Source organism: Exiguobacterium sp. s78, from assembly GCF_018618985.1.
In the GTDB taxonomy this organism is placed as follows: Bacteria; Bacillota; Bacilli; order Exiguobacteriales; family Exiguobacteriaceae; genus Exiguobacterium_A; species Exiguobacterium_A abrahamii.
On sequence record NZ_JACSNB010000001.1, the window covers coordinates 1,436,408 to 1,461,714 of the forward strand.

Here is a 25,307-nt window from a genome sequence, read left to right on the forward strand (position 1 = left end):
ATTGAAAGGAATCGAGGTTTTGTCGATGCTTAAATTCATCTGGAATTCCTGGTGGCGCAACAAGGAGCGGTTCATTCTGCTCCTCGTCGGCGTCCTGATCGTCAGTACCGGACTAAGTTACTTAATCGGTACGACGCAAGCCAACAACGGAACGGTCGTCGATGAACTGCAAAAACGCTGGGGCTCATCGTACGATATCGTCGTTCGTCCGGAAGGCAGCCGGAGCGTGACGGAAGACTTGAACCTGCTCGAACCGAACTACATGAGTGGGCTCGATGGCGGGATCACCCGCAAACAATATGAGACGATCAAGCAGATTGCTGACGTCGAAGTCGCAGCACCGATTGCGATGATTGGGAACTACAATACGAATGCTGAAACGGATACCTATAATTTCAAAGAACCGGGCATTTACAAAATTTCGTTTACGGATATGCAAGATACCGGGCTAAAGAAAGAAACAGAATCTTATTCATTCTTTGCCGGAGCCGGTTGGTTCCCTCCTGAGAGTGACGGATTGAATCGAGATGTTTCACCGCAAGAATTAGGCGAGTTTCCTATCTACGGTTACGGGAGCGCAGTGATGCTTGCCGGGATTGATCCGGAAGCAGAAGCACAACTCGTTGGACTAGATCAGGCAACCAAAAAGGCTGCGCATAGTCGTTATTTCACGAAGGACGATGTCGTGAACGATTATGGTGACGGTGTTTGGGACATCCCATTGATCATGAACAGTCAGGAATACGTCAATGCTTCGCGGACCTATCGCTACGAGAAAGTCGATATCCCGCTCGTCAAAGATTCAATGGTTGAAACGGTGCGCAGTATCATGAAAAAAGGTGGCGAATCCTATCTCAAGACGCTTCCTGTTAAAGATACGAAGGAATACTATATTTCGACAGAGCAAGCATCAAAGCAACTTATTAAGAACATTCTCGAAGATAAGGTTCCGGAAAAAGCAAGTGGTAGCTTTGACTGGATGTTTTTAAAGCCATCGTCTGTCGAGTATCAAACGATTGCTAGTCCCTTTGCCAAACGTTGGCCGTTCACCTATCAAGTAACACCTCAAGAAGTCGATAAGGACGCCCTCATTTCGAAACGATCTATGTATCGAAAAGCTCGTCTCTTCGGTGACAACACGGGTAACCTTGATAAAGTACCGAAAATGCATTTGAACTACATTGGTGTCTTTGATCCGAAGAAATTGAACATCTCAAAAGACCCATTGACGGAACTGCCGATGGAGACCTATTTCCCGGCGAAAGCCCAATGGGTCATGGACAAGAATGAAAAACCGGTCAATCCAGTCCGAGAAGTCAAACCGACGAACGATCCGTATGACTTCTTGACGAAACCACCATCGATGCTGACGACGCTTGACGCCGCCTTTAAGTTACGTGGTGATAAAGCTATCTCTGCCATTCGTGTCAACGTCAAAGGTGTCGAGACGATGAACGCGACGAGTGAGAAAAAGTTGAAAGCTGTTGCTCAAGAGATCGAGGACAAGACCGGTCTGATCACCGATGTCACGCTCGGCTCCTCGCCACAGCTTGCGCTGACATACCTCCCTGGATTAAAAGGTGAATCGGCACTCGGTTGGATCCAGCAACCTTGGATCAAACTCGGTTCGTCGATGGCCATCTTCCAAGAAGCGAAAGTCGGCATGAGCGGCATCATCGCAAGTGTCATCGCTGTTGCGCTCGTGTATGTCTTTAGTTCAAATATCATTTTACTCTATGCCCGCAAGAAGGAATTCGCGATCTTACTGTCGCTCGGTTGGCGTCCACGTCAGCTCTCGAAGCTTCTGTTCCTAGAAGCAACGTTACTCGGCACACTCGTCGCCTTGATTTCTTGGACGATCCTCGGTTCGTTCTGGCTAACGACGGATCATCCGATTGCCTTATCACGGATCATCTTGATTGGACTCGCCGGACTGTTGATTTACTGGGGCGGTACGCTCGTCCCGATGACGCTCATCCGCCGGATTCAACCATTCGAAAGCATGCGTTCTGGTGAAGTCTCAAAAGGTCGTCGCTTCGTCCGGGCACAAAGTGTCCTTGGGATGAGCATCAATCAGTTGGCGACGTATTGGCAACGGACGATCCTTTCAACAGTTGCCATCGCCTTGCCGACAAGTCTGTTCATTTTCTTCCTGTTCATCACCTTCCGATTGAAAGGTGTCCTATATGCAACATGGCTCGGTGAATACGTTGCACTCGAAGTCGGCACGATGCATTACGTTGCGATGGGTGTTGCTTTACTCATCGCTATCCTGACGACGACCGAGATCATGTGGCAAAACGTCAACGAACGAAAAAGTCAGCTCGCTGTACTAAAGGCGACTGGATGGCGTAACGGTCAAATCCGGTCGCTCGTCTTAAGTGAAGGATTGATGACGGGACTGTTCGCTGGAATCATCGGCTTACTGATCGCTCTTGCGATGATCGGCTTCGTCTATAACCAGTTCCCAACTGGTGAACTTGGTTTCTTGAGCATCATGTTATTGATTCCTGCCAGCACGGGAGTTCTCGGTGCCCTCTTGCCGGCTCAACGGGCTGTTCGAATCACCCCGAACGCTGCAATCGGTAGTGTCTTCTCGAACCAAAAAGCGACCGAGCGTCAATTTAAGATCGCCCTCGGTTCAATCGGTACGGTATTAGTCGCAGGTGTAGCAAGTTTATTCTTCTTTGCAGCAGAAGAGACGACAACGACTACAGTTCAACCAAAGGCTGAACCAACTGTCATAACGACCGGACAAAAGTTAAAAAATCAAGCAAGTGAACCGGTTCAAAAGAAACAGTCGAAGAAAAAAAATACAGACGTCATCGAAGAATTGATGAATAAAGGTCGTCTTCAGACTTATCCTGGCGATAAAAACTTACTAGAGCAACGGGGGTTCATGGTCAGTTCAGCGAAACGTGTTCCGCTTAAGGATCTTCCGAAAAACAAACAAGCCGTATCCGTCAGACTTGAGATGCAAGTAAAGGGTGAAGATTCAGCCGACTCTTATATCGACTATAAACCTTCTTCTTTCCCATTGATTGATCGTCAAAAGAAAAGCTACACTCCTGAAGAAACAATTAATCTGAACAAAAAAGCCTATTCAGAAAGCTTAGGTTATTACGCTCCCTTACACTCAAAAATTGATGTCATCTACATCGTACCGAAGACAGAAGATACCTTCGTCATGAACGTAAAAACAGGCTTCACCGGTTTTCTCTACACCGTTAAAATCAAATTATGATTGATACTTCTATCTATTAGATCGCTGACTGTCATATGACGGTCAGTGATTTTTTGTTTATGCTGACAGATGATTTTTACTGAAATCGTTTGTTACACTTCCATTTTTGTTAAGATGATAGATAGGAAAAGAATTGGAAATAAAAATACTTAAACGAGGCTTTACTATGACATATTTCATGTATCTATTTTGTTTGATCGTCTGGGGACTGAACTTCATTGCTGTCAAAATCCAAGGAACACCTGTCGCCTTGGAAGTATCCTTGACCTATCGATTAGCGATGACCGCTGTTCTTTTCATCCTATTCGCATTATTCGTTAAACGAACGAACAAACCTACCGCGACGGACATGCCTTTCATCGTCGTATTCGGTGTCTGTAACTTCGCTCTGAGTTACTTATGTCTCTATTACGCGACGATGTTAAGCTCTGCCGCGATCGTGACGTTGATTTTCTCACTCAAGGTCATTCTGACACCAATCGCTCTGCGCTTGTTTTTAAAAGAGACCCTCCATGCGCGCGTTTGGATTGGCGGATGTTTTGGTATCATCGGCGTCGGTGTCCTGATTGTTCCGAGTCTAGGCAGCATCCATGGACTGACCGATTTAAAAGGGGTCTTGATTGCCTTGGTCGGCACGCTATTAACAGCAGTGGGTGACGCCAGTTCAGCGCGGAACGCCAAGCAACGGATCAACCCGGTTCATGCCAATGCGATCGGATTCACTGTCGCGAGTTTAGTGATGGGCGCAATCGTCATGATTCAAGGAACACCGCTTACGCTCCCGACAACCGTCACCTATCTTTCTGCCTTACTGTATTTAACCGTGATTGCATCGTTTCTTGCGTGGCTGTTTTATTTGAAACTCGTCGAACGGATCGGTGGTGCGAAGAGCGGCTATATGGTAGCACTATTCCCGTTGATCGGCGGTGTTGCTTCAGTATTGATCGGTGAATCGACGCTATCTCTTCCTTTAATCATCGGGTGTCTATTTAGTTGCATCGGGGCTTCGATTGCTCTAGGGATTCGTCTGTTTCGGCAACGAAATAAAGTATTCAGCTAATGTCAATTCATGAACCGGAGTGATGAACATGTCTTCTCAAATCATATGTACGTATGATTTTTTAAATTCACCGAACGCTATTTCAAATGCTTCAGCAAGGGACATCCCCACCATTCTGTCGATTGAAGCGAATGTCAAAATCATCATTGATCATGCACTATATCTCGAAACATCGTTATCCATCTTCGAGTTTTATAAATCGTTGTATCGGTGGAAAAGATCGGTGACGCCTTCATTCATTCCTGCCTTTTATTATTATTCGGTGGAGTTTGACCATGATGAAGAAGGGGCAATCGTATCGATGGTCCCCTCCACGAATCAAGGAAATATTCAATCGATTTGGGGCGATGAACGGATGAACACTGTTTTTCCTCTCGACACCTTAGTGACATGCTTGTCTGATTTAGAAAGGCAACTTCGATTCGATCTTGAAGCGTACTTCGACATTCAGCTGGATGTCTTCATCCGTCACATTCCCTATTCGTCACCAAAACTTTAATAGAATGAGGAGACTTCTATATGCTTGATTTATCTCAGTTCCAGATCGAGCTTGATATCAGGAAGCCAACACCCTATTTTCAGTCAACACCAGAACGCCGTATCCGCTTTTTAATGGAAGACCTAAATGCTTCGCAGTTAAAAGAAATTCTTCAGACGATTTTTCAAGAAGACAGATCCATCCATCTTCTATTCGTCGCTGCGTACATTCATCGTTTTCGTCGTTATTCAGCAAAGGCACGAGTAGGCTCGTCGATCACGATTCGAAACTGGAAAGAGTATATCGTGGAAGATGAAGTAGCTCATAAAGGTGTCGTCTATGCACATGTGAAAGATATAGAGCTCAATGAAATCATTTCCTATTGCACAAAAGTCTATCGAGGGCACACATCAGCTTACATCGTCTTTCATGACTCGGATTTCCTTTTGTATGTGTCGACGGATGTAGTGGATGTTATTGGCGATGCGACTGCGATTAAGTCACTCAAGGAAACATACGCGGAACTTTACAATAGCTTTCACGACAAGTACGTCGAGTAATATTCATAATAAACCTAGATATGTAAACATAAGTATTAATAATTAATTTTTTTGAATATTAAGGTTCATATATTGAATAAATGGAATACTTAATTATGTTTTTAGCAGGAACTATTATCTATCCGGTATTTGAAAGATAATTAGGGTATTATATAACTAATACAAGTATTTTATTTACCACTTTCCAACATCAGTAATGCCTCGTTCATCTAAGAGAGGAAAGGAATTTTTCCATGATTTTCATTACGGACTTTTCTTCACCGATCGGGCAGCTCGTCAGCCAACGTATGCGCACGGAAGAACAGCCTTTTTGCATCGGGGTATCCGATCCACAAGCCGCTTCCGAATTATATGGAGAGCATTTTGACTTTCGTCGATTCGATGTCCAAGATGCCTCGACGTTCGTAGAGGCACTCGCAGGATGCGATCAAATCTTTCTCGAATTTCCTGCAAACGCGGACTTGGAGACATTCGAATATTTTATTCATTATCTCAGACAGACTGCCCTGCAACACATCGTCTACCTCTCAGCCAAAGACGCTCTATCCCTCCCATTCACGCCACATCATCGTATTGAAGTCGTCATTCGCCAAATCGACATTCCCTACACGATCATTCGTCCTAGCTACTACATGCAGCATTTAAACATGTTCATGCGAGATATGTTACGAGATCATGCACACCTCTTCGCACCGGCAGGAATTGGTAAGACGTGCATGATTGATGCCCGTGACGTAGCGACCGTCGTAATGACGTGTCTTGAAAACCCAGCCACTCACTTCAATAAAATCTATACGATCAGCGGTGAAGCGGCTTACAATTTTTACGAAGTCGCCCGGCTTCTCGGAGAAGAACTTGAAACAGAGATCATGTATACGAACCCGTCGATTGATTTTTTCCGGTCCTTTATGATGCAACATGGATTGTCTTACGAAGAAACCAATGAAATCATCAAACTTCATGTGCCGATCTTATTAGGTCTAGCGGATGAGACGGATAACCACTTTCTAGAACTAATTGGTGAACGACCGATCACCCTTCGGCAATATATAAAAGACCACCTATCCGATTGGGTAAATGAAGAGGAGGGCAAAGCATATGATTACTCATGAACGAGCACTGTTCGTTCATCAATGCATCGTCGATTATTATCACCGGCTCGGCATTCATTGTCAGGTGACGATATTCACAGAGTACCCATTGCAATTGTTGCTCGACTTCGACTCTCGAAGAGATGAACTGATTACGCCTCAACGGCGAAGCCTCTCCTGTCGGTACATTCGCGCACACCTCATTTCTGCTTTGATCACATTCGATGATTCCTACACGCATGTTTACATGACGAAAGCGCCCTTTTCCTCCATGACGCGATATTGTCTCTTGATTGTCTGAAATCATCATCAGTCAAAAATGAAAGGAGATGCGATCGTGCGGTTGAAACGTGCTACGGAACATGGCTTACTGACATTACTTTTTTTGGCACACACCTCAAAATCGATGACACGAAGAGGAGAATACGTAAAGACGAGAGATATTTCGCTTCAATGTAACATCTCGTACGAGCATCTTACGAAGATCATTTCAATTTTAGGAAGAGCAGGTCTTTTACGAACCCATGCTGGACGAGAAGGTGGTGTTCAACTCCTTCCATTGAGTCATACTGTCCGGGTCGGAGAAGTCGTCGCATTATTCGAACGTCCGCTTTTCCCGGGAACGCGTTATCAGGTACGTGCATTAGATCAACTATTAGATGTTTCACTGATTTCGTTCTTTAATACGCTCAATCAAGTTACGATAAAGCAATTAGCGGACGATTTACCACCTCACTTTTTCTTAGACATATCATGATTTACTTCTCATCAAACAGCAGTTCAGTCAAGTGTACAGGAAGGACGTTACACATGACGATTTTAGTAACAGGATTCACAGGAAACGTCGGACTAGCCGTCGGTCATGCAATGATGAAGCGACATATTCCCTTTCATGCGGCTGTCATCGATCCAGCAGCTGCTTCAGAGAAATTCGGCAATGCTTTTCACTATCGTCACCTGGACTACGCCGATATCTCAACGTTTTCACAAGCGTTAAAAGGCGTCGATCAACTCTTTTTGATGTATCCGTCCCAAGTATCAACACGACAGTTCCATCTCTTTCTGCGCTATTTGCGCTTCACCTCAGTCCGGCACATTGTTTATCTCTCGTTCAAGGATGTTCCAGTCTTTCCGCTGACACCTCACCATACGATCGAAAAGATCATTCAAGAGACCGGTATCCCGTTTACGATCATCCGTCCCGGATACTACATGCAAAATTTGAATCTCTTCATGCGTGATGACATCCGTTTTCACGAGCAGATCGTTACGCCCGCTGGTCTTGGGAAGACAAGCATGATCGACATCCGGGATATCGCGACGTTCGTCATCCATTGCCTCGAACATCCTGCTCCCCATTTCAATCGTGTCTATACGTTGCATGGCGAGGAAGTTTTCGGTTTCCATGAGATTGCAAGTCTGATGACGCTACTCTTAGGAAAGTCGATTCGTTACACGAACCCTTCGATTCCATTCTTCCAAATGAAGATGGTCCAAAAAGGATATCCGAAAAGCTACGTCAATGAAGTCATCATGCTACACCTCCCGATTAGTCTCGGACTCACGAAACGAACGAATCGTCAATTCCGCGAAGTGACTGGCACCGAGCCGATTCCCCTAAGTCAATATATTCTCGATTATCAAGCCCACTGGGAGAAGCATTGATTCCTCTATTCTTCGTAAAAGGAAAATGACTTCCTCAAAAGACGCTGATTGTTTCGTCATATGTTCCATTCTGAAGAACCATAGCTAGTTTCACTTCATTTAGGTTCCTCGCAAAATCGATATTACGCTCTTTAAGCGCTAAGAAGTCGTCTAAAAAAAGTATAGGAGTTCAAATAACTACTTTCTTAACCTCTATTCTTTCATTGCACCTAGTCGTCTCAAAGAGACACGTGTGCCTCATTCATAATCCCTTCATCCATTTGAAGGGATTTGATAGTTTATTGTGGAAAATGATTCTATATGAAGATTCTTCTGCATGATATATGACTTGATTGATTTTAATTACCGATTTAACACTATTATTTATTCAATAAAGGAGGAGCTGGTATCCTTAAATTCATTTTGATTGGCTCACTACTTGCCGTGGTTGCTTTTTTTATCTATTTTGAGCCATTCCGTATTGAACCCTACGACCCCGACGTCGAAGTAAACGGTAAAGCGATTCCAACTGTCCAAGGTTCTTATTGCTGGTCCAGTTTGTTCAGTGCACAATGTGCGGACATGATCTATGTCGATGCACTACACATGACTGAAAAAAGTAAACCCGTCATTGTCTCACCCTCTGAAAAGATTCATCTCTCGTTTGATCGTAAACCCGATACGTTCCAAGTCGTACGCTGGGATTCGAAAACGAAAAGTGCACAGGTTGCTTTAAAAAACGATATTCTTATCGCACCGTCTGCTCAAGGTACGTATACCTATGAGGTCGTTGCCGGATGGAATGAACACGGCGATGGTCTATCCGCCTTTTTGATTCAAGTCCGATGAAACCCACCCCACTCAAACAGGAGATGAATAACAATGCGTACAGGTTTTCGACTTTGGCTTCCCTTGCTCTCACTTGCCGTCTGTCTATTCAATGCCTTCGGCTACGACGACAAAAATATCTTATTGTTTCTGACGAGCCCTGTCTTCTGGCTTCTTGAATCAAGATCCTTTCTTGGAACATGGCTAGATTCCTTCCATGTCCCGCTGTTCCTGATCTACATCCTGACCTTGATCAGTTGGTTCTTGATCGGCTTACTGATTGATGTCATTCTTTCTATTTTGTTTAGAAGATCGTCTAGACGCATCCATGATTAACTGAGGAGGAAAATACATATGGGTCCAACCAATGACATGTGGGTGTGGGTATTATTCTATGCTTTCTTTTTCATCACACTTATCAGTGCAATTTTTGTCGCGATCAAGCATCCATCTTTGAGAAAAGCATCGATTCGAGCGATGTTAGCCATGCTTTTTCTGTGTGCATTATTCATTTGGAACTCCATGTACCGTCTTGACATTACAGAGTTCAGACATTTTTACGAAGGATTGACGACACTGCGACCGTGGGCATGGATGTGTGTCTTCTTTTTCGCCTACACATTAAAGTGGTGGTATCTCGTATTTCTTCACACCCGTCGTCCGAGTCCCTCTTCCCATGAAATGCAGCACTGACTTACGTTTCCGAAAATCTTCGAAGGAGCTATCCGATATGAAATTACATCGATTCGCATCTGTCTTTTGTCTTTCGACCATCGTTTGGACGACAGCGGGTTGTACCATGATGGAAGAACAAGCAACACCGCGTGTAGCAAAAAAAAATGTCGCGTCATCTGAACAAGTGAACACTTCCTCCAAGATAGCAACGACCGACACCAAGAACCAACAAGCAATCGAATTAGAAAAGCAATCGGAGCGCGTCACGTTAGGTCAAACGAAAACGTACGACCTTTCTTCCTTATTAAGCAAACACCGTGTCTCGATCGATCCACAGTATGCTTATCAAAACCAGATGTTTTACTTGGATCTACAAGAAAATAAGAGCATCATTTATACATACGATACGAAACGACAGCACAACAAAATCGTCCATGCGACGAAGCATGCAATCCCGATGATGACGGGTACAGGTGAATTTTTACTATGGGTCGAAACGGAACAACCGACGAAAACAGGTGTAAAATGGTCGATTCGTCAATTGAAGATTACGACGAATCAGGTGACGACGCTCGATGTCGGTGAAAGTCGCTTCGATACGTCCCCTCCGAGAATCGATGTTACGTCAACTCGGGTTTCCTGGATCACGCAAGAAGCGACTGCACAAAAAACGGTCTCCACGATAAAAACGTATTCCTTAAAAACCGGAAAGATCACACCACTCCAGTCCTTCATCTTAAAAACAGGAAAGGTACGAGACGGTCTATTCACATACGAGCACCGCGATAGCGATGACGGCGTGACCTTATACACGTCTCACTTTAACAACGGAAAGAACGTCCGTGTGCTTGAGACGCTGGATGGTGCCTACAAAAAAGAGATATCCGGATTAATTGATTTCAGTCGCAGCGGTACCTATCTCGCTCTTGGAACAGAAGGCGACGCCATATTCCAACCCATCGGATTGGACGAACAGACGCTGAACTATTCCGCTTCCAGTGCCCAGACGACGATCGACGGCATTCAGTTCCTCTCAAATACACAAGTCATCTTCCGCGAAGGCATCCATCAGTTGATGTATGCGAACTTAAAAGCGAAGACCGTCGCTCCTCTGACTAACTTTGAAGAGTTGGTTTCCATTCCTCTTTACCATGACGGTGTACTGGCGTACAGCATCACGAATGGAACGAAAACGACGTACCATCTTGTAAACTTGAAAGCTTCAAATTACTAGACACGACAGTAAAAAAGCTTTTAAATCGTTTAAATCAAAAAATAAAAAACGATAACAAACTAAATGTAAGCCTAGATCAACTCAATTGGGAGAACTAGGCTTATTTTTAAGTTCTATATTTTAATAGTAGCTATTTTTAAAATCCGAACGACATTAGAACATTACGTTAAATATAAATCCAATATATCCGATACTTATTTGAAAGCTATTTAAACATAAGGGAGGAAAAATCTTTGCGTACAACTATAAGTTATCCCTTCCTTCTGTCCATCGGAATTGGTTTATTGTTTTGGTATGGGAACCATTTTTTTGAAGGATCTGAATGGATGCGATTGGTTCTATTAAACACGGTCCAGTTGTTCGTCGGTATTTTAAGTACGAGTTGGATCATAAAAAGTTATCTCAATAATGAATCCGCTAGACGTTTTTGGATGTTTTTAGGTCTTGGAACAAGTTTTTCTGCCCTTGGCACACTTGTTTGGATCATCTTACTTGTTACGAATCATGTCATAAATACACCGGACTTATCATCTTTAACTTGGGTCTGCTCTTACTTTTTTTACTTTGCTGCCCTGTTAAATCAACTTATGAATCAAACGAGAAAATTTTCAAACTCGGCATTCTTCTTTAATACAATGATTTATATGATAGCCGCGACTTCAATTAGTTATCATTACCTGCTTTATCCGCTTTATCAGATTAATCAGCAGTCTTTGTGGTACATCGCCCACACGTTTCTTTTCCAAATTGCCGATTTAGGAATTCTTTTTTTTATCATCACGCTTTATTATTTAATTCTATTCAACAAACGAAATGCATATTTGACTTATCTCATCATCGGTTTATTTTTACAAGTCATCGGAGATATCACTTTTGCACAATTTACAATTAAGAATAGCTATATATCAGGTGGCAGTGTCGATTTGATTTGGACTATCGCATTACTATTTATCGGTTACACCGCTCGATATCATGAAAAAGAGCCTAGACAAGGAAATATGATTGATCCATTTGCTCTTAATGTCTCAACTAAAAAAGAATTTATCTTTCCTTATTCGAGCATCTTGATCCTCTCCATCCTAATGATGCAAAGTTATGCCTGGAATTTAAATGCCTTAAGTACAGGATGGATCATGATTTTTTTTCTTATCATCATTAGACAAGCTTTTACTGTCATGAAAAATAGTGAATTATTAGCTGAATTAAACCAAATCGCATATATCGATCCATTAACGAGCTTAGGTAATCGTGCATCATTTTTACAAGACACCAAAAATAGCCTCAAAGATGAACACGCACCGCTTGCCTTCATATTGCTTCAAGTAGAACGAGTGCGGATGTACACAGATATTTTCGGGCATCATGTTGGAGAACAGATCATGAAAGAAGTATCTTTCCGCTTAAAACATGTACTGAAAGAGAATTTTAAAATGTATCGGTACAGTGAAGATGAGTTTATGATTGTGCTTCTGAAAACAGAGAGATCTAATATCACTGTTGTGAATGAAAAGATACTTATTCATCTTGCAGCTCCTATCCGTTTGAAGGAGCTAGAATTGAATATTGTAGCGCATGGTGGTGTCAGTGTATTTCCTGACCAAAGTTTGACGATCGAAGAAATACAGGCTCATACAGCTGAAGCTCTTTATCAAGCTAAACAGAATGGAAATTACGCATTTGTTTCCTATGGAACTGAACTTCAATCCAACTTAGTACGAAAGCTTGAAATTGAATCTTATTTACGAAATGCGATACGTGAGCATCAATTGAGCGTCTACTATCAACCTAAAGTCAATCTTCGTTCTGGGAGAATCGTTGGTATGGAAGCATTGCTCCGTTGGCATCATCCAAAGTTAGGGTGGATTTCACCAGCTGAGTTCATCCCAATCGCTGAAGAAGCAGGTCTGATCAATGAAATCGGAGAGTGGGTCCTATTCACTGCGACTTACCAAAGTAAACAACTTCAGCTTTTAGGATTTGAACCCTTACTTCTATCGGTCAACGTTTCTGTTCTTCAATTTCAGAGTCCAAACTTCTGCCGGCGTGTCATCGAGATTCTCGAGGAGACATCTCTTGACTCGCAGTGGCTCGAACTTGAGATTACAGAGAGCATTGTTCAAAACATCAAAGAGAGCGTTTCGATTTTGCAATGTTTGAAGACCTCGCAGATTAAAACATCCATCGATGACTTTGGAACAGGGTATTCGTCCTTGAATGTACTCGAGCAACTTCCGATTGATACATTGAAAATCGATAAGTCATTTATCGATCGCCTGCTTTCTAATCAAAAATCGCCTATGGTCAAGACGATCATCGAGCTCGGCTTGAATCTTAATTTAACCGTCGTAGCGGAAGGAATCGAAACGATTGAACAAAAAGAGGTTCTTACTTCTTACGGATGTACGATCGGTCAAGGTTACTTATTCTCTCGTCCAATCGATTTTGACGCATTTGTTACATTGCTTCAAACACAAGATGTTTTGAAGACCACATCTCTCTAAAAATTTTAAAGTGCATGCCGTAGATGACGTTTGATCATTTATGTCATGCACTTTATGATGGCGACTTATTTTTCTATCTTGATCTTAAGGAATAATTTTAAGATGCTCTGCTGATAAACCAGTATAGACCTGTTTTATAAACAAATTCTTTTCAAAAAATAAGCTCATTGTATACTAAGTGAATATGATAAGAAGGAGTATAAGAATAGCATGTTTAAACAACCTAAAAGCTTTATCCTCATCATTCTACTTTATGCTTTAGGCTATTATGGATGGATTGTCACTTTTTCTGATTCTCAATTTCTTGAAGCACTAGGGGGAAATATTTTTTCAATTGCAGGATTGTTGATCGCCCTTCTCTACTTGAGGATTGCTATCAAATGGGCTGATTCAAATGATCGTAAGTTCTGGTTACTTATCACTTTCGGCACCTTTTGTTATTTAATCGCCGAATTGATTTGGTTTTTCACAGAAAATATTTTTCACAAAAACGTGGCGTTTCCAGGATGGCCAGACGTGTTTTACATTCTACAAGTTATCTTCCTGCTTTACGCTCTGATTTACAAAATTTTGAAGGATGCAGCTATACAGCAACGCATTTCATTTTTATTCGATGTCATGATTATTTTAGTCGTTGCGAGTACCTTCTCTTGGCACTTTTTAATCGAGCCTATTTTGGATACGAGTGCGGCAACCATGAATGCTCTCATTGTCTCCCTAATCTACCCTTTAGGAGACTTGGGCATGTTAGTCGCCGCTTCCTTTTTATTCTTTAACCTTACGAGTAAGGATAAAAGTTTATCTATGTATCTCATTATCGCAGCCGTCACGATACAAGCAATCGCTGACTCTGTTTACTTGTATTTGATTGCTCAAGACACATACATCTCAGGTAGTTTAATTGATCCTCTGTTCATCATAGCAATGATCGTTTTAGCTTTTTCAGGTCTTCAACATCAGCCAAATACTATAAGTACAACGTTAACGACTCATCACGAAAAGTTAAATATTTTTCAAATGCTCACGCCTTATGGGGGAGTCTTGATTCTGTTCGTCTTCATGGGATTTCACTCGCGTAGTTTCGATATCGTGACAGTAGGTTCAGGACTTTCCATTTTACTCGTCATTACCCGGCAAGTCTTAATTATTATCGAGAATCATAAATTAGTCCGTCGCTACTACGATCAAGCACAAACGCTTGAATTAAGTGAAGAACGGTATAAATCCTTGTTCGAATATCATCCAGATCCAGTGTACTCAACTGACCTTAAAGGTCAATTTGATAGTGCGAATACTGCCTGTAGCGATCTTCTCGGCGTCTCTAAGACCGACTTGATGGGTCAAAATAGCCTTCGCTATGTCAAAGATACACATCGGATGACGGTCGCAGAAGAACTAAAGGAAGTATTTAAAGGTATGCCCCGAAGTTATGAGACCGTTGTTGAAAATGCATTCGGTTCCAGTATGTATATGAACATCACCAATGTTCCAATCATCGTCCAAAACGAAATTGTTGGAATCTTCGGTATCGGTAAGGATGTGACTGAAATAAAGCGAAATGAACAACGTATTCAATACCTTGCCTATCATGATGCGTTGACAGGATTATTCAATCGCCTTGCGTTCGAAGAACGCCTGTTAAAGCTCATTAAAAGTGATTCTTTTCATCCTCCATCAAATGTGTCTTTATTTTTCATGGACTTAAATCAATTCAAAGCAGTCAACGATACTCTGGGACACGATGTCGGTGACCAATTATTGAAAGCGGTCGCTAGAAGACTACAATCATTCGATGCGGATTTTGACATGATGGCACGGCAAGGCGGTGATGAATTTACATTACTTTTAAAGAATGTTAAATCATACGAACAACTTCATCGTATTGCAAATCAGTTGTTGAGCACGTTACAAGCACCTTATGAGATTGCCAATCATATGATTTCTTGTCCGCCAAGCATCGGTATCTCCTGCTATCCGACGGATGCCTCGAGTATGCTCGAGATGCTACAGCACGCGGATCTCGCCATGTATCGCGCAAAAGACATTCCCTCAGGAAGCTACGTTCTTTATAATGAACTTCAACATATGCCGAGTTAAAAAAACTTATTTGTCTTGGATATAGACTCTTTAGAATATGAAACCAGCACCTGATTATTTATCAGATGCTGGTTTTTATTAATTGATATTATATTTAATAAAAATAGTGGTTCGCTAATTCATCTTAAAATGTAAGAAGAATACAGTTATGAATGTAAACATTCGTCAATTGTCTCATCAGGAAAATCCTCCGATGAATTTTTTGCTAGTGGCAGAACCCTCATATAAGATAGTCAAACGTCTAGATTTCGAATAATCGGTGTCGATACGAACTACTTCTTGAGGCACTACAAAAAGGAAATCATTGAAAACGGAATCCGGTGCACGGATATGATCCGATTATCTCAAAACCTATGAAAATTCAGCATCCTTTTTTGAAAAGCATGATCTTATCGTTTGTACCAGAATCCATCTATAAAACTCCATTCAAACTCTTTGAACAATCATGATTGATGCCTTGATAAACGATTCACCTCAAATAATATTGCAAAAAATGTATTCATACCCCATAATATGAACATACGTTCTTATTATAGGGAGGTTCATCATGCAGCACCTTCAAAAAGAAATGACTCATCCGGTATCGTTACCCACTATGAATCCGCTTATTTGTCTCTCCATCGATTCATCCATTATTCTTCACAATGATACTTCCGTTACTATGACTTATAAAATGGACGTCATGTTATTCATCGCTTTACGGGAAAGATTATCCTTAAAACTGCTTCCTCCCCATCATTCCGGTGGCATTACAGAACTTGTCTACATAGAAGAAGTCGACTTCGAGAGTCGACAGTTGACGCTATTTCATGTGAACGATTCGTCATTGTCCTATCATCGCTACGTCGAAAACGATTACTTACTCTCCGAACAGCCTCAACTATTACTTAGCATAATGTGAGTTGAAACAAAATGATGACGTCAAAAAAGGTTGAATCCATTTCGATGTGTGAAGGGATTCAACCTTTTTTCGTGCTTCTCGGCAACAATGCTATTCCATTTAACGATACGAACGTTCAATCACAAAGTTTGTCTTATCCCCACGGAAGTAGGATCGTGAATACTCAATGATCTGACCTTCCTGATCCTCTGTCACCGTCTCGATATAAAAACACGGCGCATTGACCGGACATTTCAGATGACTACTGATGGCTTCATCCGCTAAGACGATTTCGAGTGACTCCGTCGTTTTCGCCACTTGGATATCGAAGACCTTCGATAGCGTATCAAACAACGAATGTTCTGCTTGTTCCTTCGTAATTCCTGGAGCAATCGACCACGGGATGAATGAGATCTCATATTGTGTCGGTTCACCGTCGGCATGACGAATCCGTTCAATCTTCTGGATGGGCGCTTGCTCTTCTACAGGAAAGACTTCCGTTAGGACGTCGGTCGCAGAGACGACAGACAATTGAATCAACGACACCTCGCCCCGCTTTCCTTGCACCGCTAACTGAGCGGCATAATTGTTTGGTGTATGCGACAAGGTCTGCCGAACTTTTTTACCGGCGACGAACGTCCCACGCCCTTGCTGTCGAATCAGATACCCTTCAAGCGTCAACTGGTTCAATGCACCTCGAACGGTCGTCCGACTGACATCGAACTCTTCACAAAGTACATACTCCGTCGGGAATTTTTTCCCTTCTTCGTAATAGCCTCTCTTGATTCGCGACAGTAACTCTTCCTTGATTGCCGTCTGTAACGTCGATTGCGACATACCCCCACCTCTTCCTCTAATCCTTTGTGCCTTTATTGTGATACAGACATCATACAAATGCAAATACAAATCATAATTTGTTTTATTTGTATTTTTATATTGCTCTAAGTTGTATTATTTGTTACATTTGTTACAACAAAAAGAAATCGCTTTCATAAGGAGGAATTCACAACATGCCACTCAAGGTCGTCATCATCGGTGGAGGCTCCAGCTATACACCGGAAATCATCGAAGGATTCATTCTGCGTCACCACTCCTTTCCGGTCGATGAGGTCGTGCTCGTCGATATCGAAGACGGAAAAGAGAAGCTTGAAGTCGTTGGTCAACTCGCTCAACGGATGATTGACAAGTCTAACGTGAAGATCACGCTTCGTTGGACGCTCGATCGAAAAGAGGCGCTCCGCGGAGCCGACTTCGTCTCGACGCAAATCCGAGTCGGTGGTCTTGCGGCACGTGCGCTTGATGAGCGCATCCCACTGAAGCATGGCTTCATCGGACAAGAAACGAATGGCGCTGGCGGTATGTTCAAGGCGTTCCGGACGATTCCCGTCTTGCTTGAGCTCGCTGATGAGATGACGGAACTTTGTCCCAACGCCTGGTTAATCAATTTCACCAATCCTGCAGGAATCGTGACCGAAGCACTATTGAAACATTCCAAGCATCAGAAGGTGATCGGTGTCTGTAACATCCCGTTCAACATGCGGAACTCCGTTGCTGAAATCCTACATGCCCCTGTCGAGCACGTCTCAATCGAATTCATCGGATTGAATCACTTCATCTTTGGTCGACAAGTCACGGTGAATGGTGTAGACCGGACGGCAGACGTTCTTGCTGCATTGCGTCAAGGGAATGACTACTCACCAGCGAATATCGTCGGACTCGGCTGGTCGGAGTCGTTCCTGAATTCAATTAAAATGTTGCCGAACCCATACCATCAGTATTATTTCCAAACGCGTGACGTACTCGCTAAAGATTTACAGGCTTACGAAGAGAACGGGACACGCGCTGAAGTCGTCCAAGAAGTCGAACGCCGACTGTTCGAGCAATACCGAGACATATCGCTCGATGTAAAACCGAAGGAGCTTGAGCAACGCGGTGGAGCCTACTACTCGGATGCAGCGTGTAATTTAATGGACTCGCTCTATAACGACCGTGGTGATATCCAAACCGTCAATACGCTGAATCAAGGAACAATCCGTGACTTACCGGAAGATGCGGTCATCGAGGTCAACGCCGTCATCACAAAAGCCGGACCGCGACCTCTGTCGATCGGTAGCTTACCACTCCACGTGCGTGGACTGATCACGAACTTAAAGACATTCGAGCAACTGACGATTCAAGCCGCCATCTCCGGGAAGTATGAGGATGCTTATCTCGCTGCACTGATGAACCCATTGATCCAAGACGAAAAACGGATCGACGCTTTACTTGAAGAGCTGTTTCGCGCGCATCACCCGTACTTACCCCAATTCCAACTTAAGGAGGTTCTCTCATGAACAAGTTCATTGAAATCGCCGGACGGATCGGTTCCCAGCGCCATCTCGTCGCCATCCGTGACGGGTTCGTCTCCGTCATGCCGCTCATCATCGTCGGTTCGCTCGCGATCCTAATCAATAACTTCCCTGCCATCCAGCTCGGCAGCTGGTCGCTCGACTTCGTCGGCTCGATGAATAACGCTTTTGGTGAAGGCAGTTGGCAACGGCTCGGCGGAAACATCTGGAATGCCTCCTTCGCGATCCTCGGCTTACTAGTCGCTTTCTCGATTGCCTATAACTTGGCACGGTCCTACCATATCGACGGTCTTGCCGCTGGTATCCTGTCGATCGCTTCTTATGTCATGCTTGTTCCGGTCACGAAGGACTGGGGACTTAGCTTCGCTTGGCTCGGCGCACAAGGCTTATTCGTCGCCATCATCGTCTCGCTCCTCGTGACGGAAGCGTTCCGCCTTCTCATCCATACGAAGCTGACGATCCGGATGCCGGAGGGGGTGCCCGGTGGTGTCACCCGATCGTTCCAAGCATTGATTCCTTCGATGATCATCTTGACGGTCGTTGCTGCGATCCAGTTGTTCATTCAAATAAAACTCGAACTCAGCATCTTCGAAGTCATCTTCAAGGCAATCCAACAGCCACTTCAAGGTTTCGGTGATTCGCTTGCCGCTGGTCTGATCATCGCTTTGTTGAACCATGTCCTCTGGTTCTTCGGTCTACACGGCACGAACATCATCGGGTCGGTCATCGAGCCAATCTACCTGCCGCTGATTGAACAAAACTTAGCTGCCTTCCAAGCTGGCGCTTCCGCTTATGATGTCCCGTATACGGTAACGAAACCGTTCCTCGATGCGTTCGTCTTCATGGGTGGCTCTGGTACGACTTTGTCACTTCTACTCGCCATCTTCATCGTCGTAAGGAAACAACGCAATCATCCCTATCATCAAGTCGCTAAGCTATCCGCTCCAGCCGGGCTGTTCAACATCAACGAACCGGTCATCTTTGGTATGCCGATCGTGCTCAACCCGGTCATGTTGATTCCATTCATTCTCGCACCGGTCGTCTTGACGGTCGTCTCATATGTTGCATTATCAACCGGAATGGTTCCAAAGACGGTCGCTATCGTACCATGGACGACACCACCAATCATCAGCGGGTACCTTGTCACCGGTGGTAGCATCCGCGGTGTCCTACTTCAGGTGTTCAACTTGACGCTCGCGACACTCATTTACATCCCGTTCGTCGTAGCAGGAGCACGCGCCATGACTGCCGAAATCAATCGAAATAAAGACAGCATCCACGAAGGAGAGAAAATCAGTTGAAAACAGAATCAATCCAACAATTATCGTTCATGATCATCTTACATGCCGGAAATGCACGATCAAGTGCGTTTGAGGCGATCGCCGCTGCCAAACGCAGCGACGCTGCGCTCGTAAAAGAAAAGCTGGAAGAAGCTGAAACCTCGTTTCTTGAAGCACATAAACTCCAAACGGAACTCTTACAAGAAGAAGCACGAGGAACCAGCAACGAGATGAGCGTCCTACTCGTCCACGCTCAAGATCATCTGATGACGGCGATGACGGTCAAGGAACTGGCGACCGAGATGATCGACATGATCACTAAAATCAATCGACTGGAGGAAGCGAAATGAATATCTTACTCGTCTGCTCAGCAGGCATGTCCACTTCAATCTTAGTAGAAAAAATGCGGACGGAAGCCGTAGCACGAGGGCTTGACGCAACGATCGAAGCAGTACCCGAATCGCGACTAAAGGAACATACGATGATGGACGTCATCTTGATCGGTCCGCAAGTCCGCTACCTCGAGAACAAAATCCGTACAGCAGTTAACGTGCCGGTTGCTGTGATTGACAACATGGCATACGGGTTGATGAAGGGCGATCAAGTGCTTGATCAAGCACTCTCGCTGACTGGCACGGCACATGCCTAAGACGCGTGTAATCGTCAATGCTGATGATTTCGGTTTGACGACGGGTATTAACCAAGGCATCATCGAGAGTCATCTTTACGGTCCCGTCAATTCGACGACGCTGATGATGAACGGACATGCGGTCGAAGAAGCTGTTCGACTTTCTCAGCAACACCCGGACCTGCATGTCGGCGTACATCTCGTGCTCTCTTGGGGAAAACCGCTCGCTTCGACAAGTCAGTCGTTAACGAAGGAGGACGGAACGTTCCGCTTCACGAGTCGCTTTTTGAAAGAAGAGCCACCGGATCCTAAAGACGTCTACCTAGAATGGAAAGCCCAGATTGAAGCTTTTCTTGCTACCGGGCTGTCGTTGCATCACTTAGACAGTCACCATCATATCCACGGCTGGTCCGCGATCGATTCCATCATCGTCGATCTCGCTAACGAATATCAAACGACGTTCCGTGCTGCGGGGAACGAGAAGCACCGGGATCTCTGGCTGACGAATCGCTTCGATGAGCGGTTTTATGGAGAGGGCGTTTCGTTTGCGACACTTGATTCAATCACACCCGGTTCATCCGTTGAGGTCATGGTGCACCCTGCCAACATGGATGCGTTACTTCCAAGCGTCACATCTTATGTGAATCAGCGACTCGTCGAGAAAGATCTTTTAACGAGATATACTCCACCGGATTGGTGGACATGAAAATAACATCCCTACTGCCTTGACGAACCGAGGAGTAGGGATGTTGTCATTTTCTTTATGAAACGTTGTAATAAGAAATTGCGATTTTTTTAGAATTAATTTTACATATATAAAATTAAAGTACAAAATGATTGTTGCTTTCACACTACGCATTATTTGGTGTAATGCGAAATTGAGTCTCAGAAAGTATATCTTCCGTATAATCAATCGCAGTTAACTGAGTGAAGTCTGTTAAGACGATATCAATTAATGGTCCCTCGACTTTATAGTTGTTTTCTTGAAGCCATTCTTGTAGAAATGAATATAATTTACGAAAACGTTCCTTCCCTGCCATACCTCTACTCACAATACAAGCATAACTACCACTAGGCAAAGTCGCATTCTGAAACGGGGATGTCATGGAAGGAAGAAGCACGCCTACCTCTAAATCGATTTCTGGAAGATGTCTTTCGAAGTGAGAAAATTCTTCATTTAGTTGGATATGATGATGCTGTAACACGAGCGATGTAACGGGTACATCCTCAAACGAATTTTCTTTGAGTAACTGTAGAAACGCGTCTTGATAGATATCAATTCCGCCTCTGTCGAAAATCTTTCGCTTCGATAGAATAGGTCGTTCATCAAAATGTTTCACTACTATTTCCCAACTATCCTTTTTCGTGATTGTTGATGAAATTAATTCCTTTTCTATAGATTCGATTCGGCGATGCACTTCCTTCTCAGTCTGAAGAAGTGCCAACCGCTTTAACTTAATTTCTTGTTTCTTCTTATCTAACAATCCAAGTTGAAGATTCACATCTCTTTCGTTTAAAAAAAGTTGAACTTCTTCAAGAGAAAAATTCATCCTGCGCAGATGCTGGACGATTTTCATATGTGTGATGTCGTGTTGTGTGTAATATCGATACTTACTATGTGAATCGATTTGACGCGAACGGATCAGACCAATCTGATCATAATATCGTAGTGTCGATGCAGGTATCCCACTTTGTTTTGCAGCCTCTCCAATTTTAAATAAACTCAAGTTATCTCTCCTTTTAAACTATATTTTATAGAAAGCTTGACCTTAAAGTTACTTGAAGGTTGATAATCAATCAGTGTCATCACAACATTGATTGAAGGAGAACTGAACTATGAAGTCAAGAAGGAAACGTACTCTTTTATTTTTATCTCTAATAGTAATTGGTAGTCTTTTCGTCTATCTTACCCGCCCGTTCGTACAAAACGAAACAGATAATGAAAATATTTCACTTCAAAGTAAAACAGATACTGAACAGTTGAAGATAAGTCTTCAACAGCAGATGAAACGCAATGAGTCGGACGCATTATATGCAATTCAGGATACCCAACAAGTGGCATCCATCGGCTCTTCGAACGAATTGTATAATGTTGCTTCTATTCGTAAAAGCATCATCAGTGCACTATTTGGGATTGCAGAGGAAAAAAGGTTAGTAGACTTGGATATGACATTGGGACAACTCTCTGTCGATGATTCCAAGCAACCCTTAACGAAACAAGAGAAGTCCGCAACAATTCGGGACTTATTACAAGCACGATCAGGTATCTACTTAAACGCATTGGGTGAATCACAACGAATGAAAGATTTACGTCCAAAACGTGAAAGTCATACTCCAGGAAGTTTTTATTACTATAACAATTGGGATTTTAACATGTTGGGTCTTATTCTTGAGAAAGAGACGAAAATGAAAATCGGAGATGCTTTTGAACAATGGATCGCCAAGCCTGTTGGCATGAAAACATTCAGCCCTTCTCATGTCACTTATGAAAAGAATGAAGAAACATCCATTCCGATGTATCGATTTTATATGTCTGCCGAAAACCTTGCCCGATTTGGTGCGCTTTATGCCCAAGATGGTAAGTGGAAAGGACGATCCGTTATTCCAATCAAGTGGGTTGAGGAGAGTACAATGGCTTACTCTAAGATTTCGGACGTCGATCGTTTTTCAGGATATGGATATCTTTGGTGGTTAGAATCAAATGCTAAAAATCCTCTGTTATGGGGAGTGGGATCAGGCGGACAGTTTTTAATCGTTGATCGGAAGAATAATTTATCTATCGCTTTATTGAATGACACTGGAACTTCGCCATTATCAACTCTCACTTATCGTTGGTTCGGACAGGAATCGACATATGCTGAGGCAAGGGCGATTCATCGACTATTAATAAAGTAGAATGTAGGAAACATGAAAAATCACTGCTCTCTTGACAAAACGAGGAGTGGGGATGTTGTCATCTATTCCTAAAATTTTATGATGAAAATCCAGGGTTCTAATTGGAATTAATTTTACAGATACATTACTTAATGGTATAATAATGGTAACCTTTTCATGAGGAGGAGATACTTTTGAAAAAACAGCTTGCTTTTGCCGGTTCTTTTGCGCTCTCAGCTATCACGATCGTCATCATTCTTAAATTAGTTGGAGTCGATCTTTAAAGCAATCACTCAAATGATGTAGATTTTCAAATTAATGATTCAATCGCTGTTATGATGCATCGTCTTCCGATCATTAGTAACAGCTTTTCTAGGTTCAATGCTATGGAACGATCGGAAGTGATGAATTGAAAAAAGTCGGAATGAACGTTTTGGTTGCCTCACTCCTATTAGGTGGACTGCTGTTTTACTTAGACGTCCGATACGATGAACGATTCGAGCAGCACGTCAGCACAAAAGTCGAAACCTATGTCGAGAAAAAATACGGTCCAGCTCGTGTCGTCTCACTCCACTCTGCTTATGACGACAAACACCGCGATAAAGAGAAACGCTATAAGATTGCCGTAAAAGTACAGGGGCAAGGACTTCAAAAAGAGGAATATTTCTTGTATCGTCTTCAAGATGATCACGTCGTCGAGATGGGCACGACGACTAGTTTGCCGAAGCGAAACTAAATCACGTGATGCTTTCTAATTTCACACTACATATCACGAAAGGTCAGAAGATTCTTTTTACTCGGAATCAACTGACCTTTTCGTTTAACCTTTTTACGACTCAGAAATACCGTAAGCCAGTAACAGTAAATAGGACATCATACAGAACGTAATAAGATGGATACCAACGAATAGCCATCTAAGTACTCGATGCTTCGTTTTGTACCCTGTGTATACGCCGACTAACGGAACGATAAACAGAAGCAGGATATAGACGCTTCCAAACCCTTTCAGACTGACTCCGCTCTTCATCAAGAAAAATAAGAAACAAAAACAGATGAATGCAGATAACGAAAGAATACTGTAACGATTCATAAGCCCTCCTCCTCTACAAACACAGCTTAGCGTCTTACCGTCTGAAGATTAAAGTATGTGGAGAGCGGCACGATCCGCCCCTGCTCATGCCAGTTCCGATATGCTTCGAAAACGCGTAAGACGTCCCCGTCATATCGTTCCTCGATGAGATGGTGGATTGCGAGAAAGCTCCGCCAATAATCAAACATGATACTCGACAGACTACCGGTATAGGAGAAACTCCCAAATTGATCAATCGAGCGCGCTCCATACTCCTCCTGAAAGAGCTCGACCAGTTCTGTCTCAATTGTCGTAATTCGCTTGAATGCTTCGTCCGACAACAAATGCTTGCGGGGTAGATACTCACACATCCCCTCTTCGAACCAGATTCCGTCTTCTCTCTCATCGTCGAATTCATCAACGAACAAATCCAAGTGATGGGTCAGTTCATGACCAGCAATCGTCAAGACGTGATCTTCCGCGAGCGTTTCGTAGAACGCTCGAATATGCGGTACGTCCTTCCCGTCGAGTTGAGACAAAAATAACGTTCGCCATTCTGCAACGTCTGGTGATATGTAAATTAAGTCCTTATTCGTAAATGCTGGAATCGGAATGTCCGAGAAGACGGTCGTCGCGAGTTCCGCTGACGTCCAAACGATTCCTTTCGACACGTCGATCAGTTGATACTTCTCTTGTAAGATCGTTTGATACTCGTCTAACCGTGCTTGAAAGCGATGCGTGACCGCTTCGTATTTGTCATAGTCCGTTTTTGTCTCAAACGCATGAATCTGTTTCATCATCGCTATATCCCCCATC

General features: G+C 43.3%; 26 protein-coding genes. 22 read left to right on the forward strand and 4 right to left on the reverse strand.

Annotated features, from left to right (window positions below; translation table 11 throughout):
- Positions 1–25: 25 nt before the first annotated feature.
- The 15 genes from KNQ18_RS07465 (at position 26) to KNQ18_RS07535 (ending at position 16,313) form a co-directional block, all read left to right on the forward strand.
- Positions 26–3,244: an ABC transporter permease gene (locus tag KNQ18_RS07465; protein ID WP_215084303.1), complete on the forward strand. Its 3,219-nt coding sequence runs from the start codon at positions 26–28 to the stop codon at positions 3,242–3,244.
- Between the two features lie 166 nt (positions 3,245–3,410).
- On the forward strand, positions 3,411–4,304 hold the full coding sequence (locus KNQ18_RS07470) for a DMT family transporter (protein WP_214804836.1): 894 nt from the start codon (positions 3,411–3,413) through the stop codon (positions 4,302–4,304).
- A 28-nt stretch (positions 4,305–4,332) separates the two neighbouring features.
- Positions 4,333–4,803, forward strand: coding sequence for a DUF7878 domain-containing protein (locus KNQ18_RS07475; RefSeq protein ID WP_214804834.1), 471 nt, complete (start codon positions 4,333–4,335; stop codon positions 4,801–4,803).
- A 20-nt stretch (positions 4,804–4,823) separates the two neighbouring features.
- On the forward strand, positions 4,824–5,342 hold the full coding sequence (locus tag KNQ18_RS07480; protein WP_214804832.1) for a hypothetical protein: 519 nt from the start codon (positions 4,824–4,826) through the stop codon (positions 5,340–5,342).
- 233 nt (positions 5,343–5,575) lie between these two features.
- The gene (locus tag KNQ18_RS07485; protein WP_214769791.1) at positions 5,576–6,454 is read left to right on the forward strand and encodes an NmrA family NAD(P)-binding protein; all 879 of its coding nucleotides are present in this window, start codon (positions 5,576–5,578) and stop codon (positions 6,452–6,454) included.
- A complete protein-coding gene (locus tag KNQ18_RS07490; RefSeq protein ID WP_149427258.1) occupies positions 6,441–6,734 on the forward strand; it encodes a hypothetical protein in 294 nt (97 codons plus the stop codon). Before KNQ18_RS07485 ends, KNQ18_RS07490 begins: the two co-directional genes overlap by 14 nt.
- Positions 6,735–6,770: 36 nt before the next feature.
- Positions 6,771–7,190: an RrF2 family transcriptional regulator gene (locus KNQ18_RS07495; protein WP_215084305.1), complete on the forward strand. Its 420-nt coding sequence runs from the start codon at positions 6,771–6,773 to the stop codon at positions 7,188–7,190.
- A gap of 53 nt (positions 7,191–7,243) precedes the next feature.
- Complete coding sequence (locus KNQ18_RS07500; RefSeq protein WP_167507556.1) at positions 7,244–8,098, forward strand: NmrA family NAD(P)-binding protein; 855 nt, start codon at positions 7,244–7,246, stop codon at positions 8,096–8,098.
- A gap of 585 nt (positions 8,099–8,683) precedes the next feature.
- Complete coding sequence (locus KNQ18_RS17290) at positions 8,684–8,926, forward strand: hypothetical protein (protein WP_251133314.1); 243 nt, start codon at positions 8,684–8,686, stop codon at positions 8,924–8,926.
- A gap of 33 nt (positions 8,927–8,959) precedes the next feature.
- Positions 8,960–9,241, forward strand: a complete 282-nt coding sequence (locus tag KNQ18_RS07510) for a hypothetical protein (protein ID WP_215084307.1) — start codon at positions 8,960–8,962, stop codon at positions 9,239–9,241.
- 18 nt (positions 9,242–9,259) lie between these two features.
- Positions 9,260–9,598 carry a hypothetical protein gene (locus KNQ18_RS07515; RefSeq protein WP_215084309.1) on the forward strand — a complete coding sequence of 113 codons (339 nt, stop codon included), beginning with the start codon at positions 9,260–9,262 and terminating at the stop codon, positions 9,596–9,598.
- A 37-nt stretch (positions 9,599–9,635) separates the two neighbouring features.
- Positions 9,636–10,814, forward strand: coding sequence for a hypothetical protein (locus tag KNQ18_RS07520; protein WP_215084311.1), 1,179 nt, complete (start codon positions 9,636–9,638; stop codon positions 10,812–10,814).
- 233 nt (positions 10,815–11,047) lie between these two features.
- Positions 11,048–13,315 (forward strand): putative bifunctional diguanylate cyclase/phosphodiesterase, encoded by a 2,268-nt coding sequence (locus tag KNQ18_RS07525; RefSeq protein ID WP_215084313.1) that lies wholly within the window; start codon positions 11,048–11,050, stop codon positions 13,313–13,315.
- A gap of 210 nt (positions 13,316–13,525) precedes the next feature.
- Positions 13,526–15,412 (forward strand): DUF4084 domain-containing protein, encoded by a 1,887-nt coding sequence (locus tag KNQ18_RS07530; protein ID WP_058713527.1) that lies wholly within the window; start codon positions 13,526–13,528, stop codon positions 15,410–15,412.
- Between the two features lie 547 nt (positions 15,413–15,959).
- Complete coding sequence (locus KNQ18_RS07535) at positions 15,960–16,313, forward strand: hypothetical protein (protein ID WP_055967732.1); 354 nt, start codon at positions 15,960–15,962, stop codon at positions 16,311–16,313.
- A 99-nt stretch (positions 16,314–16,412) separates the two neighbouring features.
- Here KNQ18_RS07535 and KNQ18_RS07540 read toward each other — a convergent pair whose 3' ends face one another.
- Entirely contained in the window at positions 16,413–17,129 is a 717-nt protein-coding gene (locus KNQ18_RS07540) for a GntR family transcriptional regulator (RefSeq protein WP_058713528.1), read from the reverse strand.
- A 173-nt stretch (positions 17,130–17,302) separates the two neighbouring features.
- On the opposite strand from KNQ18_RS07540, the gene KNQ18_RS07545 reads away from it, so the two are divergent.
- The 5 genes from KNQ18_RS07545 to chbG are packed head-to-tail and all read left to right on the forward strand — an operon-like array spanning position 17,303 to position 21,254.
- The gene (locus KNQ18_RS07545; protein ID WP_215084315.1) at positions 17,303–18,625 is read left to right on the forward strand and encodes a 6-phospho-beta-glucosidase; all 1,323 of its coding nucleotides are present in this window, start codon (positions 17,303–17,305) and stop codon (positions 18,623–18,625) included.
- Positions 18,622–19,941: a PTS cellobiose transporter subunit IIC gene (gene celB, locus KNQ18_RS07550; RefSeq protein WP_215084317.1), complete on the forward strand. Its 1,320-nt coding sequence runs from the start codon at positions 18,622–18,624 to the stop codon at positions 19,939–19,941. Before KNQ18_RS07545 ends, celB begins: the two co-directional genes overlap by 4 nt.
- A 29-nt stretch (positions 19,942–19,970) precedes the next feature.
- A complete protein-coding gene (locus KNQ18_RS07555; protein WP_214724268.1) occupies positions 19,971–20,270 on the forward strand; it encodes a PTS sugar transporter subunit IIA in 300 nt (99 codons plus the stop codon).
- A complete protein-coding gene (locus KNQ18_RS07560; RefSeq protein ID WP_215084319.1) occupies positions 20,267–20,569 on the forward strand; it encodes a PTS sugar transporter subunit IIB in 303 nt (100 codons plus the stop codon). The genes KNQ18_RS07555 and KNQ18_RS07560 overlap by 4 nt, the downstream gene beginning before the upstream one ends.
- Positions 20,562–21,254, forward strand: coding sequence for a chitin disaccharide deacetylase (gene chbG / locus KNQ18_RS07565; protein WP_214769773.1), 693 nt, complete (start codon positions 20,562–20,564; stop codon positions 21,252–21,254). Before KNQ18_RS07560 ends, chbG begins: the two co-directional genes overlap by 8 nt.
- Before the next feature lie 145 nt (positions 21,255–21,399).
- Here the strand turns inward: chbG and KNQ18_RS07570 are convergent, their stop codons facing one another.
- Positions 21,400–22,275 carry a MerR family transcriptional regulator gene (locus tag KNQ18_RS07570; protein WP_215084321.1) on the reverse strand — a complete coding sequence of 292 codons (876 nt, stop codon included), beginning with the start codon at positions 22,273–22,275 and terminating at the stop codon, positions 21,400–21,402.
- Positions 22,276–22,384: 109 nt separating this feature from the next.
- Between KNQ18_RS07570 and KNQ18_RS07575 the strand changes: the two genes are divergently transcribed.
- The gene (locus KNQ18_RS07575) at positions 22,385–23,443 is read left to right on the forward strand and encodes a serine hydrolase domain-containing protein (protein WP_052017145.1); all 1,059 of its coding nucleotides are present in this window, start codon (positions 22,385–22,387) and stop codon (positions 23,441–23,443) included.
- A gap of 388 nt (positions 23,444–23,831) precedes the next feature.
- Complete coding sequence (locus tag KNQ18_RS07580) at positions 23,832–24,158, forward strand: hypothetical protein (protein WP_215084323.1); 327 nt, start codon at positions 23,832–23,834, stop codon at positions 24,156–24,158.
- 93 nt (positions 24,159–24,251) lie between these two features.
- On the opposite strand, the gene KNQ18_RS07585 is transcribed toward KNQ18_RS07580, so the two are convergent.
- Both KNQ18_RS07585 and KNQ18_RS07590 read right to left on the reverse strand, forming a co-directional pair.
- Complete coding sequence (locus KNQ18_RS07585) at positions 24,252–24,512, reverse strand: hypothetical protein (RefSeq protein WP_214804816.1); 261 nt, start codon at positions 24,510–24,512, stop codon at positions 24,252–24,254.
- Between the two features lie 26 nt (positions 24,513–24,538).
- Complete coding sequence (locus tag KNQ18_RS07590; RefSeq protein WP_251133315.1) at positions 24,539–25,291, reverse strand: collagenase; 753 nt, start codon at positions 25,289–25,291, stop codon at positions 24,539–24,541.
- Positions 25,292–25,307: the final 16 nt, after the last annotated feature.